A 20,210-nucleotide genomic window follows, 5' to 3' on the forward strand; every position below is an offset into this window, starting at 1 on the left:
GATTAGAACCTTTTAACAGAAGGCTGACACGATGACTGACACGAAAAAACCGCTGGGGATTACGGACGTAATTCTACGTGACGCCCACCAATCCCTGCTTGCCACCCGCATGCGGCTAGACGACATGCTGCCGATTGCCGAGAAACTCGACCAAGTGGGTTTCTGGTCTTTGGAATCTTGGGGTGGTGCTACCTTTGACTCCTGCATTCGTTACCTGGGCGAAGACCCATGGGAGCGTATCCGCGAACTGAAAAAAGTAATGCCTAACACGCCACAGCAAATGTTGCTGCGTGGCCAGAATTTGCTGGGTTACCGTCATTACGCGGATGACGTGGTAGAGCGTTTTGTAGATCGTGCTGCCGAAAACGGCGTTGATGTGTTCCGTATCTTCGATGCAATGAACGATCCTCGCAACCTGGCAACTGCAATTAAAGCAGTTCGTAAAACCGGTAAGCATGCACAGGGCACCATTTCTTACACCACCAGCCCGGTGCATACCATTGATATGTGGGTTGAGTTGGCGAAAGAAGTCGCCGACATGGGTGCAGATTCCATCGCCATCAAAGACATGGCGGGTATTCTGAAGCCTTACGTTGCCTACGACCTGGTCAGCCGCCTGAAGAAAGAATTGGATATCCCGATTCACATGCAGTGCCACGCCACCACGGGCATGTCTACTGCTACGGCGATCAAAGCTGCGGAAGCGGGTATCGACAACGTAGATACCGCGATCTCTTCCATGAGTATGACTTACGGCCATTCACCCACGGAAGCGGTGGTTGCGATTCTGGAAGGTACCGATCGTGATACCGGTCTGGATCTGAATCTGCTCGAAGAAATTGCGTCTTACTTCCGTGAAGTGCGTAAGAAGTACGCGAAGTTTGAAGGTAGCCTGCGTGGTACAGACTCCCGAATCCTGATTGCTCAGGTTCCGGGTGGCATGCTGACCAACATGGAAAACCAGCTGCGCGAGCAGAACGCGACTGACAAGTTCGACGAAGTTCTTGCCGAAATTCCAAAGGTACGTGAAGACCTGGGTTACATCCCGCTGGTAACGCCGACTTCCCAGATTGTAGGTACTCAGGCTGTTCTGAACGTACTGACCGGTGAGCGCTACAAGTCTATCTCCAAAGAAACCTCTGCGATTCTGAAGGGCGAGTACGGTTCTGCACCGGCGCCTTTCAACAAAGAGCTGCAAGAGCGTGTTCTGGATGGAGCCGAAGCAATTACCTGCCGTCCGGCCGACAACATTGAGCCAGAAATGGACAAGTTGACTGCAGAGCTGAAAGGTCTGGCCGACGAGAAAGGCATCAAGCTGGCTGAGCAGGAAGTGGACGACGTTCTCACTTACGCTTTGTTCCCGCAGATTGGCCTGAAGTTCCTTGAGAATCGTGGTAACCCGGACGCCTTTGAGCCGGTGCCAAGTGCAGACGACGTAGCTCCGGCCAAGAAAGCTGCAGGTCCTGAGAACTACACCGTTGAAGTGAACGGCCAGAAGTACGTTGTTGCCGTTACCGAAGGTGGTGAAATCAGCCAGATCGAAGGTCAGGGCGGTTCCGCCTCTGCGCCTGCAGCGGCTGCACCAGTACCTGCCGGCGGCGGTGAGCCTGTTGGCGCGCCTTTGAGCGGAAACATCTGGAAGGTTCTGGTTTCTCCAGGAGACACGGTTGAAGAAGGTGACGTGCTGATCATTCTCGAGGCCATGAAAATGGAAACCGAGATTCGCGCACCCAAGGCCGGAACCATCGGTGAAGTCTTCATCAAAGTCGGTGACGCCGTCTCTGTTGATGATGAAATGCTGACAATCGCATAAGGGCCAGCATTCCATGGATAAGATAATGACACTCTGGACAGGCAGTGGCCTGTTCAACATAGAGTTTGGTCAGGTGGTGATGATCGCCATCGGCCTGCTGCTGCTGTTCCTTGCGATTCGCAAGGGCTTTGAGCCACTGCTGCTGGTGCCAATTGGTTTCGGCGGTATTCTGGCGAACATCCCGGAGGCAGGGTTGGCCCTGACTGCGGCGGAAAATGCGATTCACTTTGCGCTGAAGAGCGATGCTACGCAGATTCTGGCGGCACTGGCAGTGCCACTGGATGTGGCTTATCAAGCAGGGCAGGCGGTAACACCTGAACTGAAGGAAGCCTTCAAAGTAGCGGTGAAAGAGGCCAGCTATTCCGAAATGGCAATGGCGAACTCGCTTGCCCAAGACTTCGGTTACGGCAACGGCATGCTGTATAACTTTTACTCCGTTGTTATCGGCAGTACTGTTGGCCCGCTGTTGATCTTTATGGGCGTTGGCGCGATGACCGATTTCGGTCCTCTGCTGGCGAACCCGAAGACCATGTTGCTGGGCGCCGCAGCTCAGTTCGGTATCTTTGGTACGGTTCTTGGTGCCGCACTGCTGGACTGGACTGGCGTGCTGGACTTCAACATCCTTGAAGCAGCTGCGATCGGTATCATCGGTGGCGCAGATGGCCCAACCTCTATCTACGTAGCCAGTGTATTGGCTCCGCATCTTCTGGGTGCAATTGCTGTATCTGCATACGCATACATGGCAATGGTTCCGATGATTCAGCCACCAATCATGAAGGCGCTGACCAGCAGTGAAGAGCGGGCTATCAAGATGAGCCAGCTTCGTCCGGTCAGCAAAAAGGAAAAGATCGTTTTCCCGCTGGTTGTTCTGATTGCTGTAGTGCTGTTCCTGCCAGATGCAGCACCGCTGCTGGGTATGTTCTGCTTCGGTAACCTGATGCGTGAGTGTGGCGTGGTTGAGCGCCTGAGTGATACGGCTCAGAACGCGCTGATCAACATCGTCACCATCTTCCTGGGTTTGTCGGTTGGCTCCAAGCTGATGGCAGACAAGTTCCTGGATGGCCAGACGCTGGGTATCTTGGGGCTGGGTGTTGTTGCGTTCGGTGTGGGTACTGCGTCAGGTGTTCTGATGGCTAAGCTGATGAACAAGTTCAGCAAAGACCCAATCAACCCGCTGATCGGTTCTGCCGGTGTATCGGCGGTGCCAATGGCAGCGCGGGTATCCAACAAGGTTGGTCTTGAGGCTAACCCGCAGAACTTCCTGCTGATGCACGCTATGGGCCCGAACGTGGCTGGTGTTATTGGCTCTGCGGTTGCAGCAGGTGTGATGATCAAGCTGTTGAGCTGATCTTCACTTCATGCTGTACCAAAAAAAAACCCGCTTCGGCGGGTTTTTTTGTGTTCAGTGAAAATCCCGGGAATTGACCGGCAACGAGTTAATCAGGTGGCTCAAATCCGAGAGCTTTCCAGCCATCACATGGACGATCTCCCCCTCTTTTTCGATAACCCCTTTCACATGTAATAGTCGCGCGGTGAGTAGCGGTTTGCGTTGTTGGCGGGCGGTTGCCAACCAGACGACGACGTTAATATTGCCGGTTTCATCTTCAAGGGTGACAAAAGTGACGCCAGCAGCTGAGCCTGGCCGCTGACGGCCGGTGATCAGGCCGGCTACTTGTACCGGTATGCCGGGGCGGGTGGCCTTAAGTTGTTCTGCGGTTAGGCAGTGCCGGAGATGGCCTTGTTCGCGAAGCAGAGCCAGAGGGTGTCTTTGAAGTGTCAGGCCTTGGCTGCGGTAGTCGGCCAGTACATTTTGGCCTTCCGTGGGGGTGGGTAACTGGTTGCAAGGCTCGGGCTGGTAATCCGCTTCGGGCTCTTGGGCAAACAGTGCTGGAGGTTCTTCGTATTCCAGTAATTGCCAGTAGGCTTGATGACGGTTATCGGTGAAGCCGGCCATGGCGTTGGCGCCGGTCAGTAACTCCATGTCCCGTTGATTCAGGCTGGCGCCAGTGCGCAGTTCGCTGGCGGAACGGTAGCCGTTCTGCGGTCGGTTTTCGTGAATGCGCTGGCCACCTTGGCGGGACAGGCCCTGTACGATTCTCAGGCCCAAACGCAGGTGTTGTGGCTGCTCTTCCAGTGTGTGCTCCCAATGGCTGAAGTTTACGTCGGGCGGCAGAACGGTTACGCCATGGCGACGGGCGTCTTGCACCAATTGGCTTGGGGAGTAAAACCCCATGGGCTGGCTGTTGAGTAAGGCGCAGTAGAATGCGGCCGGATGGTGGCGCTTGATCCATGCGGAGACATACACCAGCAGGGCAAAGCTGGCGGCGTGGGATTCCGGAAATCCGTAACCGCCAAAGCCGCATATTTGCTGGTACAGGCGCTCGGCGAATTCCGGATCGTGACCACGTTCTAACATGCCGTTGATCAGCTTGTCTCGGAATGGGGAGAGGTCCCCATCGGATTTCCAGGCGGCCATGGCGCGACGGAGTTTGTCGGCTTCACCGGCGCTAAAACCGGCTGCCACCATGGCCAGTTTGATCACCTGTTCCTGGAAAATGGGGACCCCCAGCGTGCGCTCCAGTACCTGACGAATTGCATCGTTGGGGAACTCTACAGGCTCCAGTCCGTGTTTTCGGCGCAGGTAAGGGTGCACCATATCGCCCTGAATCGGGCCCGGGCGGACAATGGCGACTTCGATGACCAGATCGTAGTAAGTCTCGGGCTTCAGCCGGGGCAGCATATTGATCTGAGCGCGGGACTCCACCTGAAACACTCCGATGCTGTCGCCTTTTTGCAGCATGGCGTAGGTGTCGGGATCTTCTTGAGGGACATCCTGAATGGTAAAGGGGGTGCCTTTTTCCGAACTGATCAACTCCAGAGCCTTTCGGATGGCGGTTAACATGCCAAGGGCGAGGACATCTACCTTCATTAGCCCGAGGCTTTCCAGGTCCTCTTTGTCCCATTGGATGACGGTGCGTTCTTGCATGGCGGCGTTTTCTACCGGCACCAGTTCCGACAGCGGCCCTGCACTAATGACAAAGCCACCGACGTGTTGGGACAAGTGCCGGGGAAAACCCAGTAAGGTGTTCACCAGTGTAAAAAATTGGTTGGCCACATGTGGGTTCTGAGTCAGACTTTTATCCAGAATCTGCTGGCGCCAGTTGGTGGTCTTGTCGCGCCAGTCGATACCGTCCAGCAGCTTTTCCACTAAAGCGGCATCAAAGCCCAGAGCTTTGCCGACATCTCGGATGGCACTGCGGGGCCGGTAACGAATCACCGTTGCGGCCAGTGCTGCTCGCTCGCGACCGTAGCGTTGGTAAATATACTGGATGACCTCTTCGCGCCGTTGGTGCTCGAAATCCACATCGATATCCGGCGGTTCGTCCCGATCTTTCGAGATAAAGCGCTCAAACAGCAGCTCAACTTTGGCCGGATTTACCTCGGTAATACCTAAGCAGTAACAGACCGCCGAGTTGGCCGCAGAACCTCGCCCCTGGCACAAAATGCCTTGGCTTCGGGCAAACGCAACTATGTCGTGGATGGTCAGGAAGTAGTGCTCGTACTTCATTTCCGAGATCAGCCCTAACTCTTTACGAATCAACGCCTGAACTTGCAAAGGCGTGCCGTTGGGGTAACGGCGGCGTTCGCCTTCCTGTGTCAGGCGCTTCAAAAGGCCGGCAGGTGTTTCGTTGGCGGGCACTAAATCGGGCGGGTATTCGTAGCGCAGGCTGCCGGGTTCGAACTGACAGGCGTTGGCGATTTGAACCGCCTCGCGCAACCAGCTTTCCGGAAATAGTTTTTGCAGCACCGAGAGCGGGCGGAGGTAGCGCTCACCGTTCTGAAACAGGCAGAGCCCGGCATTCTCCAAGGTTTTGTGGTTGCGCAGGGCGGTGAGTACGTCTTGCAAGGGCTGCCGCTCCCGGCTGTGCATGTGTACCTCGCCAGTGGCGACCACCGGGCAGCGTAAGTGGTCGGCCAATTCACGAACCCGCGCTAATTGCTGTTCTTCGCCCACCTCCAGAGTGCGGTTGGCGGCAATCCGAAACCGCTGCTCGAACAGCCGTAGCAGCCATTCACCGCAAGCGCTGGCTTGAGAGAAAGTGACATTTTCCTGCTTGGGAGGTAGCCACAGACAAAAGCAGTGATCCAATTCGTGGGTTTCGATGTCGCGCGCGAAGAGCTGATAATGACCCTTTTCGGCGCGGCGCCGGCCCGTGGTGATCAGTTTGCATAACTGGCTATAACCCCGACGATCTTTTGCCAGCAGGACAAAACGCGGAATGGCCGAGCTGGTGGGTGCATCATCCAGCTCGAACCAACTGCCGGTAATGAGTTTCACGGGGCTGTTTTTCAGCGCGGCCCAGGCTCTGGGGATACCGGCTACTGAGCAGGCATCGGTAATCGCGATGGCGCTATAGCCTAGTTCCAAAGCCCGTTCGGCTAACTCATGGGGGTGCGATGCCCCGGTCAGAAAGGTGAAATTACTGAAGCAGAACAGTTCCGCATAGCCCATAGCCATCAGCCAAACCACCCATGAATGAACCACCCATCTTGATGGTCACGGAATACCCAGGCCATCTCACCACTCGGTAATTGAGCGATGTAATAATCCCGGTGAACTCGCTGGCCATCCCACCAACCACTGCTGACGCGTTCCGGGCCGGAGTGCCACTGCGTGGGTGTTTGGTCCAAAGGCCTGGGGCCTTTCAACAGCCACAAGGGGCGATGGGGAAGGGGGGCTGACGCCGCCGAACGTTTTTGGGTGGGTTGGCGTACTTCATTGGCAGACCAGGCGCATTCCGGCCGGTGGTCCTCGGAAGGTGCAAGTTGTTTCAGCGCCTGATCTCCCAGTCGGGCCTGAAGCCGGCTGATCAGCGTGTGCCAGGCCTCGTTCAGATCCTGAGTTTCGCCGAGCAAATCCTGACACGTTGGCGCCTCCCGGCCGGTAAATCGCTTGACTGTGAACGTGAGCGCAATAACCGGTGCACTCAAGGGTTGCTGATCAAGCTTCAAGCGGATCAGCTTTAAAAACACGTCGGCCCGATGTTCTGGCCCCGTGGTTCGGATTCGAAGCCGTGTTGATTCCCGATGCCGATGTTGCAGCGTGAGTAGCAGGGTGTCGGTATCTTGCTGGCGCCAGCAGAGGTCTTCCTCAAGTTCTGCCAGAATGCGCTGCAATGAGAACAACAGCCCCTGAGTATGCTCTACCTCCTGAATGAAATCCGCCCGATGCCTGAATGTATGAGGCGGCTGCCAAGGTGCTTTGGGGTCTGCACGGGTGCCCTGGATTTTCTGCACCGTGCTCAGAAGTTCTGGTGACAACCGTCGAGCTAATTCTGGAGCGGGTAGGGCGAACACATCGCTAAGAGCGCTAAGCCCCAAACGTTGCAGACGAGTGCAGGACTTCTTATCAAAACCGGCGGTCTGCAGCGGTAAGTTGCTAAGCGCCGTCAAGATATGGCCTTTGTCTGCGGTGCATTCGCCTTTGCCTGTGAGGGCTAATAAGCGGGCGGCCAGTGGTGTGTGGCCAATGGCGATCCAAGCAGTGAGCTGACGTTCGGTTAACGCCTGTTCTACGGTTTGCCAAATGGCCGGTAGGCCGCCATACAACTTTTGCAGACTGCTGACTTCCGCCCAAAGACCATCGGGTGGCGACAAGGTGATGTGTGCGGCGTAGTGATACAGCCAGCGTGCCTGATCTTCCAGAAGCCAGGCTTCCTGTTTCGGCTCTGCTTGCATGATGTGCAGATTGGGCGCCAGACCGAGAGCGGTTTTCAGGCGCATGCCCACCTCAATGCCTAGATCCCTAGCGGCTGCGCAGGCTTGAGTAACGCTTTGCCCTGCGCCATCCACAATCACCAAAGCACCCCCGGAATTTTGATTCCGTTGGATGTGATCCAGCAATAGGTGTGGAAAGTGCAGATATAGCCAGAGCATAAGGTTACCGAGCCGCCTCGGCCCATGGCCCTTGAATCACGCGGGGGGAGTCGTGACAGACAAGATTTGCCCGGTGCCCCATCGCCAGTGAGCAACGTTGGCCGGGCCAGCTACCACGGCGCTTGATGATGTTAATTTTAAGTTCCTGGCGATCACTCGGAACAAGCTCCAGCCGTAAAGCGGCCGGAGAGTTCTGATCGACATGGCGGCGGCTTCGGAAAAGCACGCACACATTCCCCCCAGCCTCAGAAGCCAGCTGCAACCGGCGAACATCCCGACTGGCCAGTGTGCCCGGCCATGCCAGCACCAACCCAGTAACGGGAGAACGAAGACAGTTTTCGAGTGTCCACAAAAAGTCGTTTTGGTCTTGAGTAGTGATCATTACCACATGGTCCAGATTAACCCCCTCCCGGGCCAAAGCAGGGGCGTAGGGTGTGTGTGGCGGGTTTAACCAGAAGATGGTTTTGCCCTCGCTGGACACCCGCTGCATGAGCGGCAACACCAGGTGCAGCTCGCCGATACCACAGGTATCCAGCAGGCATTCGCTCAACGCGCCCTTTGGCCATCCCAAACCGCCGAGTTGATTGTCCAGCGACTGATACCCGGTGGGTTCCGCCGGCTGGGTTGTCTTCTTGTGCTGGTGGCCCTGCCACACACGGGCATCCTGAAGAAGGTTGCTCAGCAATTCGCTCATGGGAAAATCTCTCAATACTGTTTATATGTACAGTATTCTTAAGCGGGCAGGATTTCAACAGAGTGGCGTGAATGTTTTGTTCTAAAAACGCTTCGTCTGGACTGAAAACGGTTGGCAATTGTCGGCTTTTGGGCGGCCTCGTATTGTTGATGGCCAGCAGCAGGCATGCTCAGTGTGTTATTTTGACCACACCTATCTTGAGAAAACCGGAACTAACCAATGGTGTCTTTATAATATGAGCGATGAGCAACCGAATAATCCCTTGCACGGCATTACGCTTGAGCAAGTTTTAAAAAGGCTGCAGGAGCATTATGGCTGGGATGGACTGGCCCAAAGGATCAACATAAATTGCTTCAAGAGCGATCCGTCAATCAAGTCTTCGCTGAAGTTTCTGCGCAAAACCCAGTGGGCCAGGGACAAGGTTGAAGCTTTGTATATCTCAACCTTTTCTTAAATGAAAGCTGCGTTGAAATTCTTGGTCACCGCGCTTGTATAAGCGCAGGGTTTTGGTTTGTGTGAATAATGAGCAGCGAGACTTGTGGGGCAAGCCTCGCTGCGAATGCTTTTAAACGATTCGTTTGCCGTCCACTAGCTGAGAAATATTCAGCGGATTACCGTCACGGAGAGCTTCAGGCAACAGCGCCTGAGGAAGGTTCTGGTAGCAAACCGGGCGCAAGAAGCGATGAATTGCGGCACTGCCAACGGAGGTGGTACGTGAGTCTGAAGTTGCCGGGAAGGGCCCGCCATGAACCATTGCGTGGCATACCTCAACGCCAGTTGGCCAGCCATTGGCCATCACCCGGCCAGCCTTTTCCTCCAGAGTGGGAAGTAGTACCTTGGCTTGCTCAATGTCACCTTCATCCATCTGTATGGTAGCCGTGAGCTGCCCTTCCAGTTTTTCTGCAATACGCTTCACTTGTGCCATGTCGTCGCATTCAATCACGACGGAGCAGGCGCCGAACACTTCATCCTGAAGGCTATGGTCACTGATAAACGCTTCGGCAGAAGTGGTGAACAGGAAGGCCTGACATTGGTTTGGCGCTTCGCTAGTCTCGCCGTTGCCCAGTGAGCGAATACTGTCATTGTCAGACAGTGCTTTGACGCCCTGCACATAGGCATCATGGATGCCTGGCGTTAGCATGGTCTGGGTTGCCACAGCGGAGATGCTTTTGCTGGCTGCTGCCACGAATTCATCGAGTGCTTGGCTGCGTACAGCAATGACCAGGCCCGGGTTGGTGCAGAACTGACCAGCTCCCATCGCTAGGGAACCGACAAATCCCTCCGCCAGCGCCTGGCTGCGTGATTGCAGAGCTTCGGGTAATAAAAATACCGGATTGATACTGCTCATCTCGGCATAAACAGGAATCGGCTGAGGACGAGCCTGAGCCGTCGCCATCAATGCCATACCGCCACGGCGTGAGCCGGTAAACCCGATGGCTTTGATCCGTGGGTCTGAGACCAACGCCTGACCGATCTCGTTGCCGGAACCAAACAGCAGTGAGAACACGCCTTCTGGCATTTCGCACTGCCTGGCTGCGGTTTGCACCGCGCGGCCGACCAACTCGGAGGTGCCGGGGTGAGCGGAGTGTCCCTTAACAATGACCGGGCAACCCGCTGCCAGGGCCGACGCGGTGTCTCCACCGGCAACGCTGAATGCGAGCGGGAAGTTGCTGGCACCGAACACCACAACAGGGCCTAGAGCGATATGCTGCTGGCGCAAATCGACTCGGGGTAAAGGCTTACGCTCTGGCAAAGCCGGGTCGATGCGGACATCCAGCCATTCACCTTTGCGCACCACGGAGGCGAACAGGCGTAATTGGCCGCAGGTCCGGCCCCGCTCACCTTCCAAGCGTGCCCGCGGAAGGCCGGATTCGAGCATCCCGCGCTGGATCAGTTCATCGCCGAGTGCTTCTATCTGATCTGCAATGGTATCCAGAAAAGTCGCACGCTGCTGCAGTGATGATGTTCGAAACTCGACGCTTGCCGAGTCGGCTAGCGCGCACGCACGATCGACCTCGGCGGCACCACTGCTTGGGTATGCCGGCTCAAGGCGCTCACCGGTGGCAGGGTTGACTGCCTGAATGGGAGCACCTGTTGCGAAAAAAGTATCCTGGCCGATCAGTTGCTGACCTTTGGGTTGCATATTCTTGCTCCTACGTTGCATATAACAGAAAAAGGATTGGATCCTAACGTATCGACAATTAGCCCTATCCGATGGCTTGTGCTGACGGGTAGGGCGGGCTAAATAACTTACTCAGGCGCTTTGAGCTGCACCGGTAGGTTTTTGGAGTGGCTTTTTGATTGCGAGAAAGTAGACGAAAATCAGTGTGAGAATGACAAAGAACAAGCTGTCCAGACTGGTGAAGAATGTCATTGGGTTGCCGTTGGAAAGAGCGAGGGAACGGCGCAAAAACTCTTCCAGATTCGGGCCAAGAATAAAGCCAAGCAGCATGGTGACCACCGGGAAAACATTCTTTCTCATGTAGTACGCCAGCACACCCAATACCAACGCCATCATCATCTGAAAGGTTGAATACGTGGCTACGTAACTGCCGACCACGGCAAGAAGGGCAATAGCGCCATAGAGTACGTCCTTACGGATCGAAACAATCTTGATGAAATAGGGCCCCAGCAGGAACAGTGTTAATGGAATCAACACCACCGCGCTGAACAGGAGTGATGCGAGCACCGGCGCAATCAAATCAGCTTGTCCTGCCATCAACTGAGGGCCTGGCTGAATGCCGTTGATCACCAGAACGCCGAGCATGATGGCGGTAATCGGATCACCCGGAATACCGAATGTCAGCATAGGAACCAAGGCGCCACCGCAAACTGCATTGTTGGCGCTTTCGGAGGCCGCAATCCCTTTAGGGTTGCCCTTACCGTAGCTTTCGGGGTTCGGTGAGGTGCGTACTGTTTCGACGTAGGCCAGAAAGCTGCCCATCGACCCACCTGCGCCGGGCAAAGTTCCGACCGAATAGCCAATCAACGACGACTTGATGTAGCAGATAAGGCCGATTTCACGAATGGACGACAGTGGGGGGATGAAATCGCGGCGTCTGATTTTAACCGCGCTTATGGCTTCGGTCGTTTTTCGGTCTTCTTTTGCTGCCCCGGCCTGCATCAGAATTTCACTGATGGCAAAGGTGCCAATAATGACCGGCATCAGGTCGATGCCTGCGGTGAGGCTGCTGAATCCGAAGGTGAAGCGGGTAACGGGCTCCATAGCATCCAGGCCTATGGTCGCCAGCATTAAACCAATGCATGCGGCCATGGCAGCTTTAACAACCTTGCCGCGTTGCGCGATGACGATAACTATCATGGCAAACGCTAACAATGAAAACTTCCCGGTGGTCTGTACCAGCAACGATGCCTCTGCAATGAAGGGCGCCAGACCAATAAGCAGCATAGCGCCTATCGCCCCGCCGGCCATTGAACCAATGGCTGCGTGCCCCAGAGCCAGGGCGCCTTTGCCCTGTTTCTGCAGTGGGTAGCCATCCAGGGCTGTCATCATGGATGAGGGCGCCCCGGGGATATTAATGGTGGTCGCTGTGATGCTGCCGCCACACATACCCGCCATATAAATACTGGCGCAGGCCATCAACGCGATGGTGACATCCAGGCTGTAGGTCAGTGGTAATAACAGAGCCAGCGCCAAGGTTGCGGTCAAGCCTGGAATGGCGGAAAAGATAGTGCCGATGATAAAGCCTGCGATTACGTAGGCCAGTACCATGGGGTTGAGCAGCGTTGAGAAACTGCCGGCTACAAGTGTAATGAATTCCATAAGTTAACCCCTCAAGGTCGGGAGCCTAACTCCGAAAAGTAGTTCGAAAACGAGATACCCCAAAGTGACGATCACGATTGAAATGACGGCCTTTTGGACAATTTTTTTCTTTTCGGAAAACAACAGGATCATTGAAAAAACAAACAGTGTTGAGGGGATGAAATACCCGATCGCTGAAAAGGCAAGAATGTAAATGAAGATCAGAAGAACAAGGATTGGGGCCGTGTATGGGCTGCTGTCATCACCTGGATCCGCCGCTTTGTTTTTTACAAGAGCCCATTCCTTGAAAAGGAGTATTCCACTGAACAGCACGGCAAATGAGCCAATGATCAGCGGAAAAAAAGACGCCTGAAGTTGGCCGTCCAACATTGGATTTCCGATATTGAAAGCAGTGACGAGATATCCGACAGAAACAATAAAAACTAAAAACTGAAAGATGATTTTTTTATATAAATAAAACATATCATGCACCTCTGGGTATCATCCCCCTGTCAGCATTGCAGGGGGATGTGCGCCGCATCGTTATAGACCGAGTTCGTCCATAACTTTGAACGTTTCAGACTGCCGGTCATCAATCCACGCCTGCACATCATTGGCGCCCAGCCAGTTTGGTGTTACGCCTACACCCTCTACCCAGGTTTGAAACTCCTCGCTTTCAAAGGCATCTTTGAACGACGTTTCGAGTGAAGCAATGACTTCGTCCGGTGTGTTCTTCGGTGCAGCCAGCAAGATGAAGCTTCCGGTCTCCAAGTCGTAGCCCAGAGTGCTGATGGGGGGCACATCAGGAAACGATGGATTCTGCATCGATGACAGTTCCACCACGCCTTTTACATCGCCAGATTCTATGACCCCGCTGAAGTCACCCAGGCTTGAAATCGCTGCATCCAATTCTCCGGACAGCAGGGCTTCGGCCTCAGCGCTTGAGGATCCAGGGTAGGTGATAACGTTAAACTTAACGCCTGCCTGTTGCTCAAGGCGACGAACGGCAAGAAAGGGCCCGGACCCTCTGGGTGCAACGCCCACCCGGACGCTATTGGGTTTTGCTTTGGCGGCTTCAATCAGTTCCTCGAAGCTGGTAAAACCAGACTGTTCCGACACCACTATTGCGTCGGCTTCGCTTGTGATCCGGGCAATCGGAGTCATGTTATCCAGCGAGTAGCCTGGAACCATTTTGCCGCGGGGAAGCGTGATTACGCTGTCGTAGGTCAGAACGCCAATGGTGTGACCGTCTGGACGAGCACGCATCATCTGCATCAAGCCAGAAGCGGTTACGGCACCGGCGATGTTTTCGACGTAAATTGAAACCGGGAGGTTCTGTTCGGTAATGTTGCCAAGCTTTCGTGATATGGCATCGGCGCCACCGCCGGCTGGCCAGGGCACGATCAGACGAATATCGCGGGAAGGGTAATCGGCTGCAGCTACGGTTGTGGTGAGCAAACAGGCTCCGATAACGCAAAGGAGTTGTTTTTTTAGATTTTTCAATATCATGGCTTCGTCTCTTTTTATTTGATTGTTTTTTATAGGCATTCAATTCTGACAGCAATCAATGAAGAGCGAGGTGTGACGATCATTGTGGATTCTTGTTCCCACCTCACTTGCCTTATGCCTTATGCCTTTTGGCTGTTGTACTCCTCCAGAGTTGCCTCGTTGGGAGGGTACAGTCCGATGACTTTGCTTCCCGTCCGAACTTTATCGAGCACAAAATCTTCGAAGAGCTCCATCGCTAGCGCTTCTTCGGAAATTTCCTGCGCAATTTCCTGAGGGATAACGATGATGCCGTCGCCATCGCCGACCAACACATCACCAGGATTAACCATTACGCCGCCACAACCAATCGGTACTTGTAGATCAACAGCGTGGTGCTTGGTTAAGTTTGTTGGGGCGCTGGGTTTGGCGCAAAAGATCGGCAGGTTCATCTCAGACGCGTCGCTGAAATCTCTGATGCCGGCATCGGAAACAAATCCTGCACATTTGCGAACTTCCAGTCGAGTGAGGAGGATGCTCCCGGCAGAGGCAGCAGATGCGTCCTGTCGGCAGTCAGAAACCAGCACCATGCCTTCCGGAACGGTTTCAACGGCAAGGCGCTGAGGGTGCTCAGGACTTTTGAACGCCGCAACGGTATCAAGGTCTTCACGGGCGGGGATGTAGCGCAGGGTAAATGCCTGGCCGACCATCTTTAGTTTTTGCTTGTTGATGAGGCTAACGCCCTGGATGTAGGTGTTACGCAAGCCTCTCTTGAAAAGAGCTGTGTGCAGCGTTGCTGTCGATACGCGGCGAAGGTCGTCAATAACTTTCTGATTTATCTGCATATATTGAGTATTTGTTGTCATGCACATACACCTTAATCAAATTGAATACGTGCCAGACTTTACGTTATGGGAATTTACAAATCAAACAACTTTTTACAACTTTGTTGCGTTTGTAATGTTTTACTAGACAATGGTCGATAAGAGGGCTTTAAGGAGCAGTAGGCGTCAGGGAATTTGCTTGCGGAAAAATCATTTAAAGTGATAAAGTTCGGCGAAATTTGCGCCAATTTACCAATAATAAAGACGTTGATGGCGTCAAAACTGCTGGCTTCTATTAAGTGAGTGGTTAATTAAAATGGCCGCCAGAGCTGTAAAAAGTTGTCTATCATGGCGTTTTCCACCCTGTTTTTGGTTCTATAACTATGCAGATGCAAAAACACGAGATCAGTCGGTCGCTTTCATCCGTGGCATACCAGAAAATTCTGGTTGGTATCATCAGTGGCGAGTATCCGGCGAACGAGAAGCTCCCTAGCGAGGCCAAGCTGTGCGAAAAATACAGCGTTTCTCGGCCTGTGCTGAGAGAGGCGTTAACGCGACTCAAGGAAGACAACCTGATTGTGTCGCGGCGGGGGTCAGGTAGTTTCGTGATTAAGCGTCCGGATGATGCGGTTCTTTCATTCTCCAAGATTTCCAGCATTGCGGGTATTCAACGGTGTTTTGAGTTTCGCACTGATCTTGAAGGCAGTGCAGCAGGTTTGGCCGCTAAGCGTCGTACGCCTGATCAGCTTGCCCGTATTGTTGCCGCCGCTGAAAAAATTGATGAGGCCAACAGGCTGAATACCATTGCCAGTGACGAGGATTTCGAGTTCCACCTCGCCATTGCCGAGGCCGCTAATAATCAGTATTACTCGACGGTGATGAAGTCACTGCGGGAGAATATTAAAGAGGGAATGAACATCACCCGCACGTTGTCGTTGCAATCGTCTGACGCTAATCGCATGGCGCTTGTTCAGGAAGAGCACAATACGATTCTGAGGCATATCATCGATGGTGATGCTGAAAATGCAGAACTAGCGATGAAGAAACACCTTAATAGTGCCCGCATTCGGATGTTTGAGGGAACCGACGACTAATCGGTTCTGTGGCCGTTCCCCTCCACGTTAAGTATTAGCGAGAGCTGGTTAGGTGCCTTTGGCCAGTCCGGTCATTGTATCGATCAAGATGTCGGGCGGGCAGGGCTTGGCTAACAGATATCCTTGTAGGGTATGGCAGCCCAGCCGAGTGAGCAGTTCCTGTTGTTCCGGGGTTTCAACACCCTCTGCGACAATCTCCATTCCCAGTGTTTTACCCAGAGCAATGATTGCCTGAATGATCGCTTCATCATCGTTGCCTTGAGCCAGTTCGGTAATAAAACCGCGGTCGATTTTCAGCTCATTGGCCGGCAGGCGTTTCAGGTAGAGTAGGCTTGAATAGCCTGTGCCAAAGTCATCGATGGAAATAGATACGCCAAGTGCTGACAGTTTGTTCAACACTTTCAGGCTGATTTCGGCATCGCGCATGGCCGTTGATTCGGTAATCTCAAGCACCAGGTGCGAGGATGCCAACGAGTGTCGGGTTAACGCAGAACGAACCACTTCCACCAGGCTGTCGTGCTCCAGTTGCACAGCAGAGAGGTTCACCGCCACGCTCCAGTCACGATGGCCCTGGTCGTACCAGACTTTCATCTGTCGGCAAGCTTCGTTGATGACCCAGTTGCCAATGGGTACGATCAGCCCTGAGCTCTCGGCCAATGGCAAAAAGCGATCGGGTGGTAGGAGGCCGTGGTCAGGGCTTTGCCAGCGCAGTAATGCTTCCAAGCCGGTCATGGGGCCATTTGGTGCGATGATTTTGGGCTGATAATGCAAAACCAATTCGTTGCGCTCGGCAGCGTGTCGCAGGTTCTGTTGCATCTGCATTTGCAGGTGCACATTGGCATTCATACCGTGTTCAAAAAAACAGTAGCCGTTGCGACCCTGCTTTTTCGCGTGGTACATGGCTGCGTCGGCGTTGACCATCAACTCATGTTCGGTTTGACCATCCTGCGGGTAAAGGGCGATACCGACACTGGTTGATATTTGAAGGAGAGTATTCGCGGTCTCAAAAGGCTGTTCGATTGAATCAATCAACCGCTGGGCAACAATGGCGGAATTCTCGGGTGTGCCAGGTTCCAGCAACAGGATAAATTCGTCCCCTCCCAGCCTTGCTGCTGTATCCCCTTCACGCTTACTCATCAGAAGGCGGAGCGAGACTTCTTTTAACAAGAGGTCGCCCACATGGTGCCCGTGCATGTCGTTGATCGCCTTGAAACCGTCCAGGTCCAGAAAGAGCACTGCAAATTCGCTGTGGTTTCGCTCGGCTCGATGTATTGCCTGTTCTAGCCGGTCACCCAGCAGGGCGCGATTTGGCAGGTGGGTCAGGCTGTCATGCAGGGCCAGTTTGAGTAGTTCGTTATTGGCGTCATCAAGCGAGTTGGACAGTCGGCTGGTGCGTACATCAAGCATGGACACAATAAGGGCAATGGCAAACACCGCGAGGCTCACAATGATGACTAACACCGCTAGCCATTTTGTGTCGATACCACTGTTCGCTGCACCACAGAAACTGTTGAGCGGGAACTTGGAGGCGGCCATTCCCGTGTAGTGCATTCCGATGATGGCACAGCCCATGACCAGAGCTGCACCTATACGGCTAAACTTTGCCCGACTGGATTCCTGACGCAGGCGAAAGGCCAGCCAAAGGCCTCCCAGGGAGGCAATAATGGCGATAATGACGGATAGCACAACCAGCCAGGGAACATAAAAAATGTAAGGATGCATGAGCATCGCTTCCATGCCGGTATAGTGCATGGAAGCGATGCCTAGCCCCATCAGAATGCCGCCGAACAATAGGCGGACCCAAGGTAGTTTGTCCTGACACACCAGGTGAAGTGCGAGCGCAGATGAGGCAATGGCAATGAGCAGCGACAGCAGGGTTAAAGGAACGTCGTAGCCCAGATCAATGGGAAGGCTAAAGGCAAGCATGCCGATAAAATGCATCGACCAGATGCCAAACCCCATGGCGAACGAACCACCAATCAGCCACAGCGAAGCCGTTCTACCCGAGGCGTTGGAAACACGACTGGCCATATTCAGGGCGGTGTAGGAAGCAAGAATGGCAACTATGATGGAACAGGCAACTAAACCTCCGTTGTAACTGCTGACTAACATCTAAAACCTATTTTGTGTGAGGTGGAGCAATTCAGGTGCCGCTATAAAAATCGCTTGTTCATCATTGATTTGAGGAGCCTATCTTATTGTAAGGCGTGGATGTTCAGGAAGTGTTAATTTGATTTATTGCGTGTGGACGGTTTTTTCCGGAATGACATTTCGAATGGATTCGGTGCCGGACACTAGAGGCGATTCGCCTCTTCACTTCTCACCTCGAAATGGCCAACGAATGCCGAATCGTTGCGGGGGAGCTTCAGCTGGCGTTTTACCACCGGCTACCCGGGAGTTGCTTCCAAATGTTCATTCCAATCAGCTATTCTTCCCGAACGACACTGAACAATCTGCGAGTTTCGTATTCTGGTTCCTCGCACTATGGACTAGGGTTATGGCTGATATAGTTCTGGAATCGACGATCAAATGTCCAAACTGTGGCTACGAGAAAGTGGAAACTATGCCCACTGATTCCTGCCAGTATTTTTATGAGTGTGAATCTTGCGGTAGTTTATTGAAGCCCAAGCAGGGAGACTGATGTGTTTTTTGCTCATACGGCACAGTAGCGTGCCCACCAATTCAGAAAGGGTCAGGGTGTTGTCGTCCTGGCCATTAACAATTTGCAGCAGTGCGCGGCCGCTGGAAACCACTGAGTTGACGCTGCTGTGCCAAGCGTTAGTGAGTCAAAATGGAAACTAATGAAGGTTCAAATATACCTCGTAAAGCATTTGTAATTCTTGTATTGCAAGCAATTGCTTGGATTTTAATATTTACGACATTTTTTGAAGATTACAGCACAGGTAATGACCCTGCCGGTGCTGGTATGGCTCGAGGGTTTGCGATTCTCTTGGTTGTCGTTCCATGTATGGCTTTTGTGTTTTTGACTACTTTCTATTTTTTCAAAAATAACTTGCCAACACGTTTTAAATTCATTTCGGCATTCAACTACATAGTGTTGTTTGTGGTTTTTTCCTCCATTAACTGGTGATTGATTAGCTGAATGAAGATACGGGCGGTCAGATGAATGTCCAGGCCAACACCCTCGTCACCTTATTTCCCTGTTCCATCTCTATTTCCCGGATATCCACTGCCCCGAGCTTACGAATCAGCTTCTTTGCCGGCTTAACGTTGTCTGCCTTTGAAACCAGGCTGGTAAACCAGCGACACTGAGTGGCATACAGCTGACTTTCTTTAATGAGCTTTTTAAGGAACAGCTGTTCGCCCCCCTTGCACCAAAGCTCCGCACCTAAGCCGCCAAAATTCAGAGTAGGGGATTGGGTGTTTGCTTTTTGCTCACCGCGGCTACGGGCAAGGTTGTTAAGCTTAAGCTGACTACCTTTGAGGGCTTCATCAAGCGAAGCATGAAAGGGTGGGTTGCATACGCTGACGTCAAAGAACTCCCCAGTCTGAATAATGCCTTCAAAAATGTGGTTTTTATCATGCTGCGTACGCAGCGTAATCCGGTCTTTGAGTGCGGGGTTGTGGGCGATGATTTTGGCAACGTTTTCCAGCGACGGAATGTTGATGTCACTTCCGACACACTGCCAGCCGTAAATTTGGCAGGCCAGTAGCGGGTAGACGCCATTCGCGCCAGTGCCTATGTCGAGCATCTTGATATTGGGGTTTTCAAGCCCCGGCAAGTCAGCCACATAGTGCATGTAGTCGGCCCTGCCGGGGATTGGAGGGCAAAGCGCACCTTCCGGGATATCCCAGTCGACAACGTTGTAATACCGGTTTAGTAACGCGGCGTTGAACGTTTTTACCGCTAACGGATCTGCGAAGTCGATGGACAGGTTGCCGTGAGCGTTCGGTTTTACATGAGGTGCTAATGCCGGGTGGCTTTTTACCAGAGCGGGGAAGTCGTAGCCTTGGTTGTGGATATTCCTCGGGTGCAGGTTCTTGCGAACGGGTTTGGCTTGTTTTTTGGTTCGATGCAGGGTGCTCACAGTAATCGGCCCGGGGTTTGGAGTTTAAACGTAGACTGGGTCTGACTTTGAGCGGCATTATAATCTTAATGGATGTGTTGGGCATATCAACATTGGTGTGTGGGGGAATACCCTGCACTGAAAAGCCTCGTATACTCCTGTAAGAAGGTCTTTATACGACGGGGTTTTACAACAAATAGCTTCCTACGTTGAGGCTGATCTGGCGACCGAAAAACGGGTAAATTTAGTCGGTGATCCGCAGGGTACTTTGCTGATCCGTATGACACACATATTAATGTCCGTCCTGCAGCATGGGGTAAGTTATGATCACACTTCCACAATTAACTGAGTTGTTGGGCTGGGCATCTGTAATAAATATTGCTTATCTGCTTTTGGCGACACTAATTGTTGCCTTTATGAGGGAAGGATTAGCTTCCATTCATAGAAAAATGTTTAGGGTCGATGAGAAAGATTTAGACTCTAAGTATTTTGACTTTCTGAGCACTTACAAAATCATGACATTGGTTTTTATTGTGGCACCATACATTGCTCTGAAAATTATGGGATAACTT

The 20,210-nt window shown here is 53.1% G+C and carries 16 protein-coding genes and 1 pseudogene; 7 read left to right on the forward strand and 10 right to left on the reverse strand.

Features of this window, described 5'->3' with window-relative positions:
* The first annotated feature begins 31 nt into the window (after positions 1-31).
* Both oadA and VOI14_RS13165 read left to right on the forward strand, forming a co-directional pair.
* A complete protein-coding gene (gene oadA, locus VOI14_RS13160) occupies positions 32-1,813 on the forward strand; it encodes a sodium-extruding oxaloacetate decarboxylase subunit alpha (RefSeq protein WP_305897696.1) in 1,782 nt (593 codons plus the stop codon).
* Between the two features lie 13 nt (positions 1,814-1,826).
* Positions 1,827-3,161, forward strand: coding sequence for a sodium ion-translocating decarboxylase subunit beta (locus VOI14_RS13165; RefSeq protein WP_323752504.1), 1,335 nt, complete (start codon positions 1,827-1,829; stop codon positions 3,159-3,161).
* Positions 3,162-3,215: 54 nt separating this feature from the next.
* On the opposite strand, the gene VOI14_RS13170 is transcribed toward VOI14_RS13165, so the two are convergent.
* The 3 genes from VOI14_RS13170 to imuA are packed head-to-tail and all read right to left on the reverse strand — an operon-like array spanning position 3,216 to position 8,444.
* The gene (locus VOI14_RS13170) at positions 3,216-6,332 is read right to left on the reverse strand and encodes an error-prone DNA polymerase (protein WP_323752505.1); all 3,117 of its coding nucleotides are present in this window, start codon (positions 6,330-6,332) and stop codon (positions 3,216-3,218) included.
* Positions 6,332-7,750, reverse strand: coding sequence for a DNA polymerase Y family protein (locus tag VOI14_RS13175; protein ID WP_323752506.1), 1,419 nt, complete (start codon positions 7,748-7,750; stop codon positions 6,332-6,334). Before VOI14_RS13175 ends, VOI14_RS13170 begins: the two co-directional genes overlap by 1 nt.
* Positions 7,751-7,754: 4 nt before the next feature.
* Positions 7,755-8,444: a translesion DNA synthesis-associated protein ImuA gene (gene imuA, locus VOI14_RS13180; RefSeq protein WP_323752507.1), complete on the reverse strand. Its 690-nt coding sequence runs from the start codon at positions 8,442-8,444 to the stop codon at positions 7,755-7,757.
* 235 nt (positions 8,445-8,679) lie between these two features.
* Between imuA and VOI14_RS13185 the strand changes: the two genes are divergently transcribed.
* Complete coding sequence (locus VOI14_RS13185) at positions 8,680-8,898, forward strand: VF530 family protein (protein WP_323752508.1); 219 nt, start codon at positions 8,680-8,682, stop codon at positions 8,896-8,898.
* A gap of 111 nt (positions 8,899-9,009) precedes the next feature.
* Here VOI14_RS13185 and VOI14_RS13190 read toward each other — a convergent pair whose 3' ends face one another.
* The 5 genes from VOI14_RS13190 to VOI14_RS13210 all read right to left on the reverse strand — a co-directional run bounded on the left by VOI14_RS13190 (position 9,010) and on the right by VOI14_RS13210 (position 14,558).
* Positions 9,010-10,587, reverse strand: coding sequence for an aldehyde dehydrogenase (NADP(+)) (locus tag VOI14_RS13190; RefSeq protein WP_323752509.1), 1,578 nt, complete (start codon positions 10,585-10,587; stop codon positions 9,010-9,012).
* Positions 10,588-10,698: 111 nt separating this feature from the next.
* Positions 10,699-12,228, reverse strand: coding sequence for a tripartite tricarboxylate transporter permease (locus tag VOI14_RS13195; RefSeq protein WP_323752510.1), 1,530 nt, complete (start codon positions 12,226-12,228; stop codon positions 10,699-10,701).
* A gap of 3 nt (positions 12,229-12,231) precedes the next feature.
* A complete protein-coding gene (locus VOI14_RS13200; RefSeq protein WP_323752511.1) occupies positions 12,232-12,690 on the reverse strand; it encodes a tripartite tricarboxylate transporter TctB family protein in 459 nt (152 codons plus the stop codon).
* Between the two features lie 60 nt (positions 12,691-12,750).
* Positions 12,751-13,665 (reverse strand): tripartite tricarboxylate transporter substrate binding protein, encoded by a 915-nt coding sequence (locus VOI14_RS13205; protein WP_323752512.1) that lies wholly within the window; start codon positions 13,663-13,665, stop codon positions 12,751-12,753.
* A gap of 170 nt (positions 13,666-13,835) precedes the next feature.
* Positions 13,836-14,558 carry a ribonuclease activity regulator RraA gene (locus VOI14_RS13210; RefSeq protein ID WP_323752513.1) on the reverse strand — a complete coding sequence of 241 codons (723 nt, stop codon included), beginning with the start codon at positions 14,556-14,558 and terminating at the stop codon, positions 13,836-13,838.
* Positions 14,559-14,899: 341 nt separating this feature from the next.
* Between VOI14_RS13210 and VOI14_RS13215 the strand changes: the two genes are divergently transcribed.
* Positions 14,900-15,610 carry a FadR/GntR family transcriptional regulator gene (locus tag VOI14_RS13215; protein ID WP_323752514.1) on the forward strand — a complete coding sequence of 237 codons (711 nt, stop codon included), beginning with the start codon at positions 14,900-14,902 and terminating at the stop codon, positions 15,608-15,610.
* A gap of 48 nt (positions 15,611-15,658) precedes the next feature.
* Here VOI14_RS13215 and VOI14_RS13220 read toward each other — a convergent pair whose 3' ends face one another.
* Entirely contained in the window at positions 15,659-17,722 is a 2,064-nt protein-coding gene (locus VOI14_RS13220; RefSeq protein WP_323752515.1) for a putative bifunctional diguanylate cyclase/phosphodiesterase, read from the reverse strand.
* Positions 17,723-18,107: 385 nt separating this feature from the next.
* Between VOI14_RS13220 and VOI14_RS15645 the strand changes: the two are divergent.
* A pseudogene (locus VOI14_RS15645) lies at positions 18,108-18,329 on the forward strand (GDCCVxC domain-containing (seleno)protein).
* Between the two features lie 72 nt (positions 18,330-18,401).
* Complete coding sequence (locus VOI14_RS13230; protein ID WP_323752516.1) at positions 18,402-18,701, forward strand: hypothetical protein; 300 nt, start codon at positions 18,402-18,404, stop codon at positions 18,699-18,701.
* Between the two features lie 28 nt (positions 18,702-18,729).
* Here VOI14_RS13230 and rlmF read toward each other — a convergent pair whose 3' ends face one another.
* Entirely contained in the window at positions 18,730-19,659 is a 930-nt protein-coding gene (gene rlmF, locus VOI14_RS13235; RefSeq protein ID WP_323752517.1) for a 23S rRNA (adenine(1618)-N(6))-methyltransferase RlmF, read from the reverse strand.
* A 302-nt stretch (positions 19,660-19,961) separates the two neighbouring features.
* Here rlmF and VOI14_RS13240 point away from each other — a divergent pair, with 302 nt between their 5' ends.
* Positions 19,962-20,207 (forward strand): DUF6868 family protein, encoded by a 246-nt coding sequence (locus tag VOI14_RS13240; protein ID WP_323752518.1) that lies wholly within the window; start codon positions 19,962-19,964, stop codon positions 20,205-20,207.
* The last annotated feature ends 3 nt before the right edge of the window (positions 20,208-20,210 follow it).

The organism is Marinobacter sp. (assembly GCF_034669625.1).
Taxonomy (GTDB): Bacteria; Pseudomonadota; Gammaproteobacteria; order Pseudomonadales; family Oleiphilaceae; genus Marinobacter.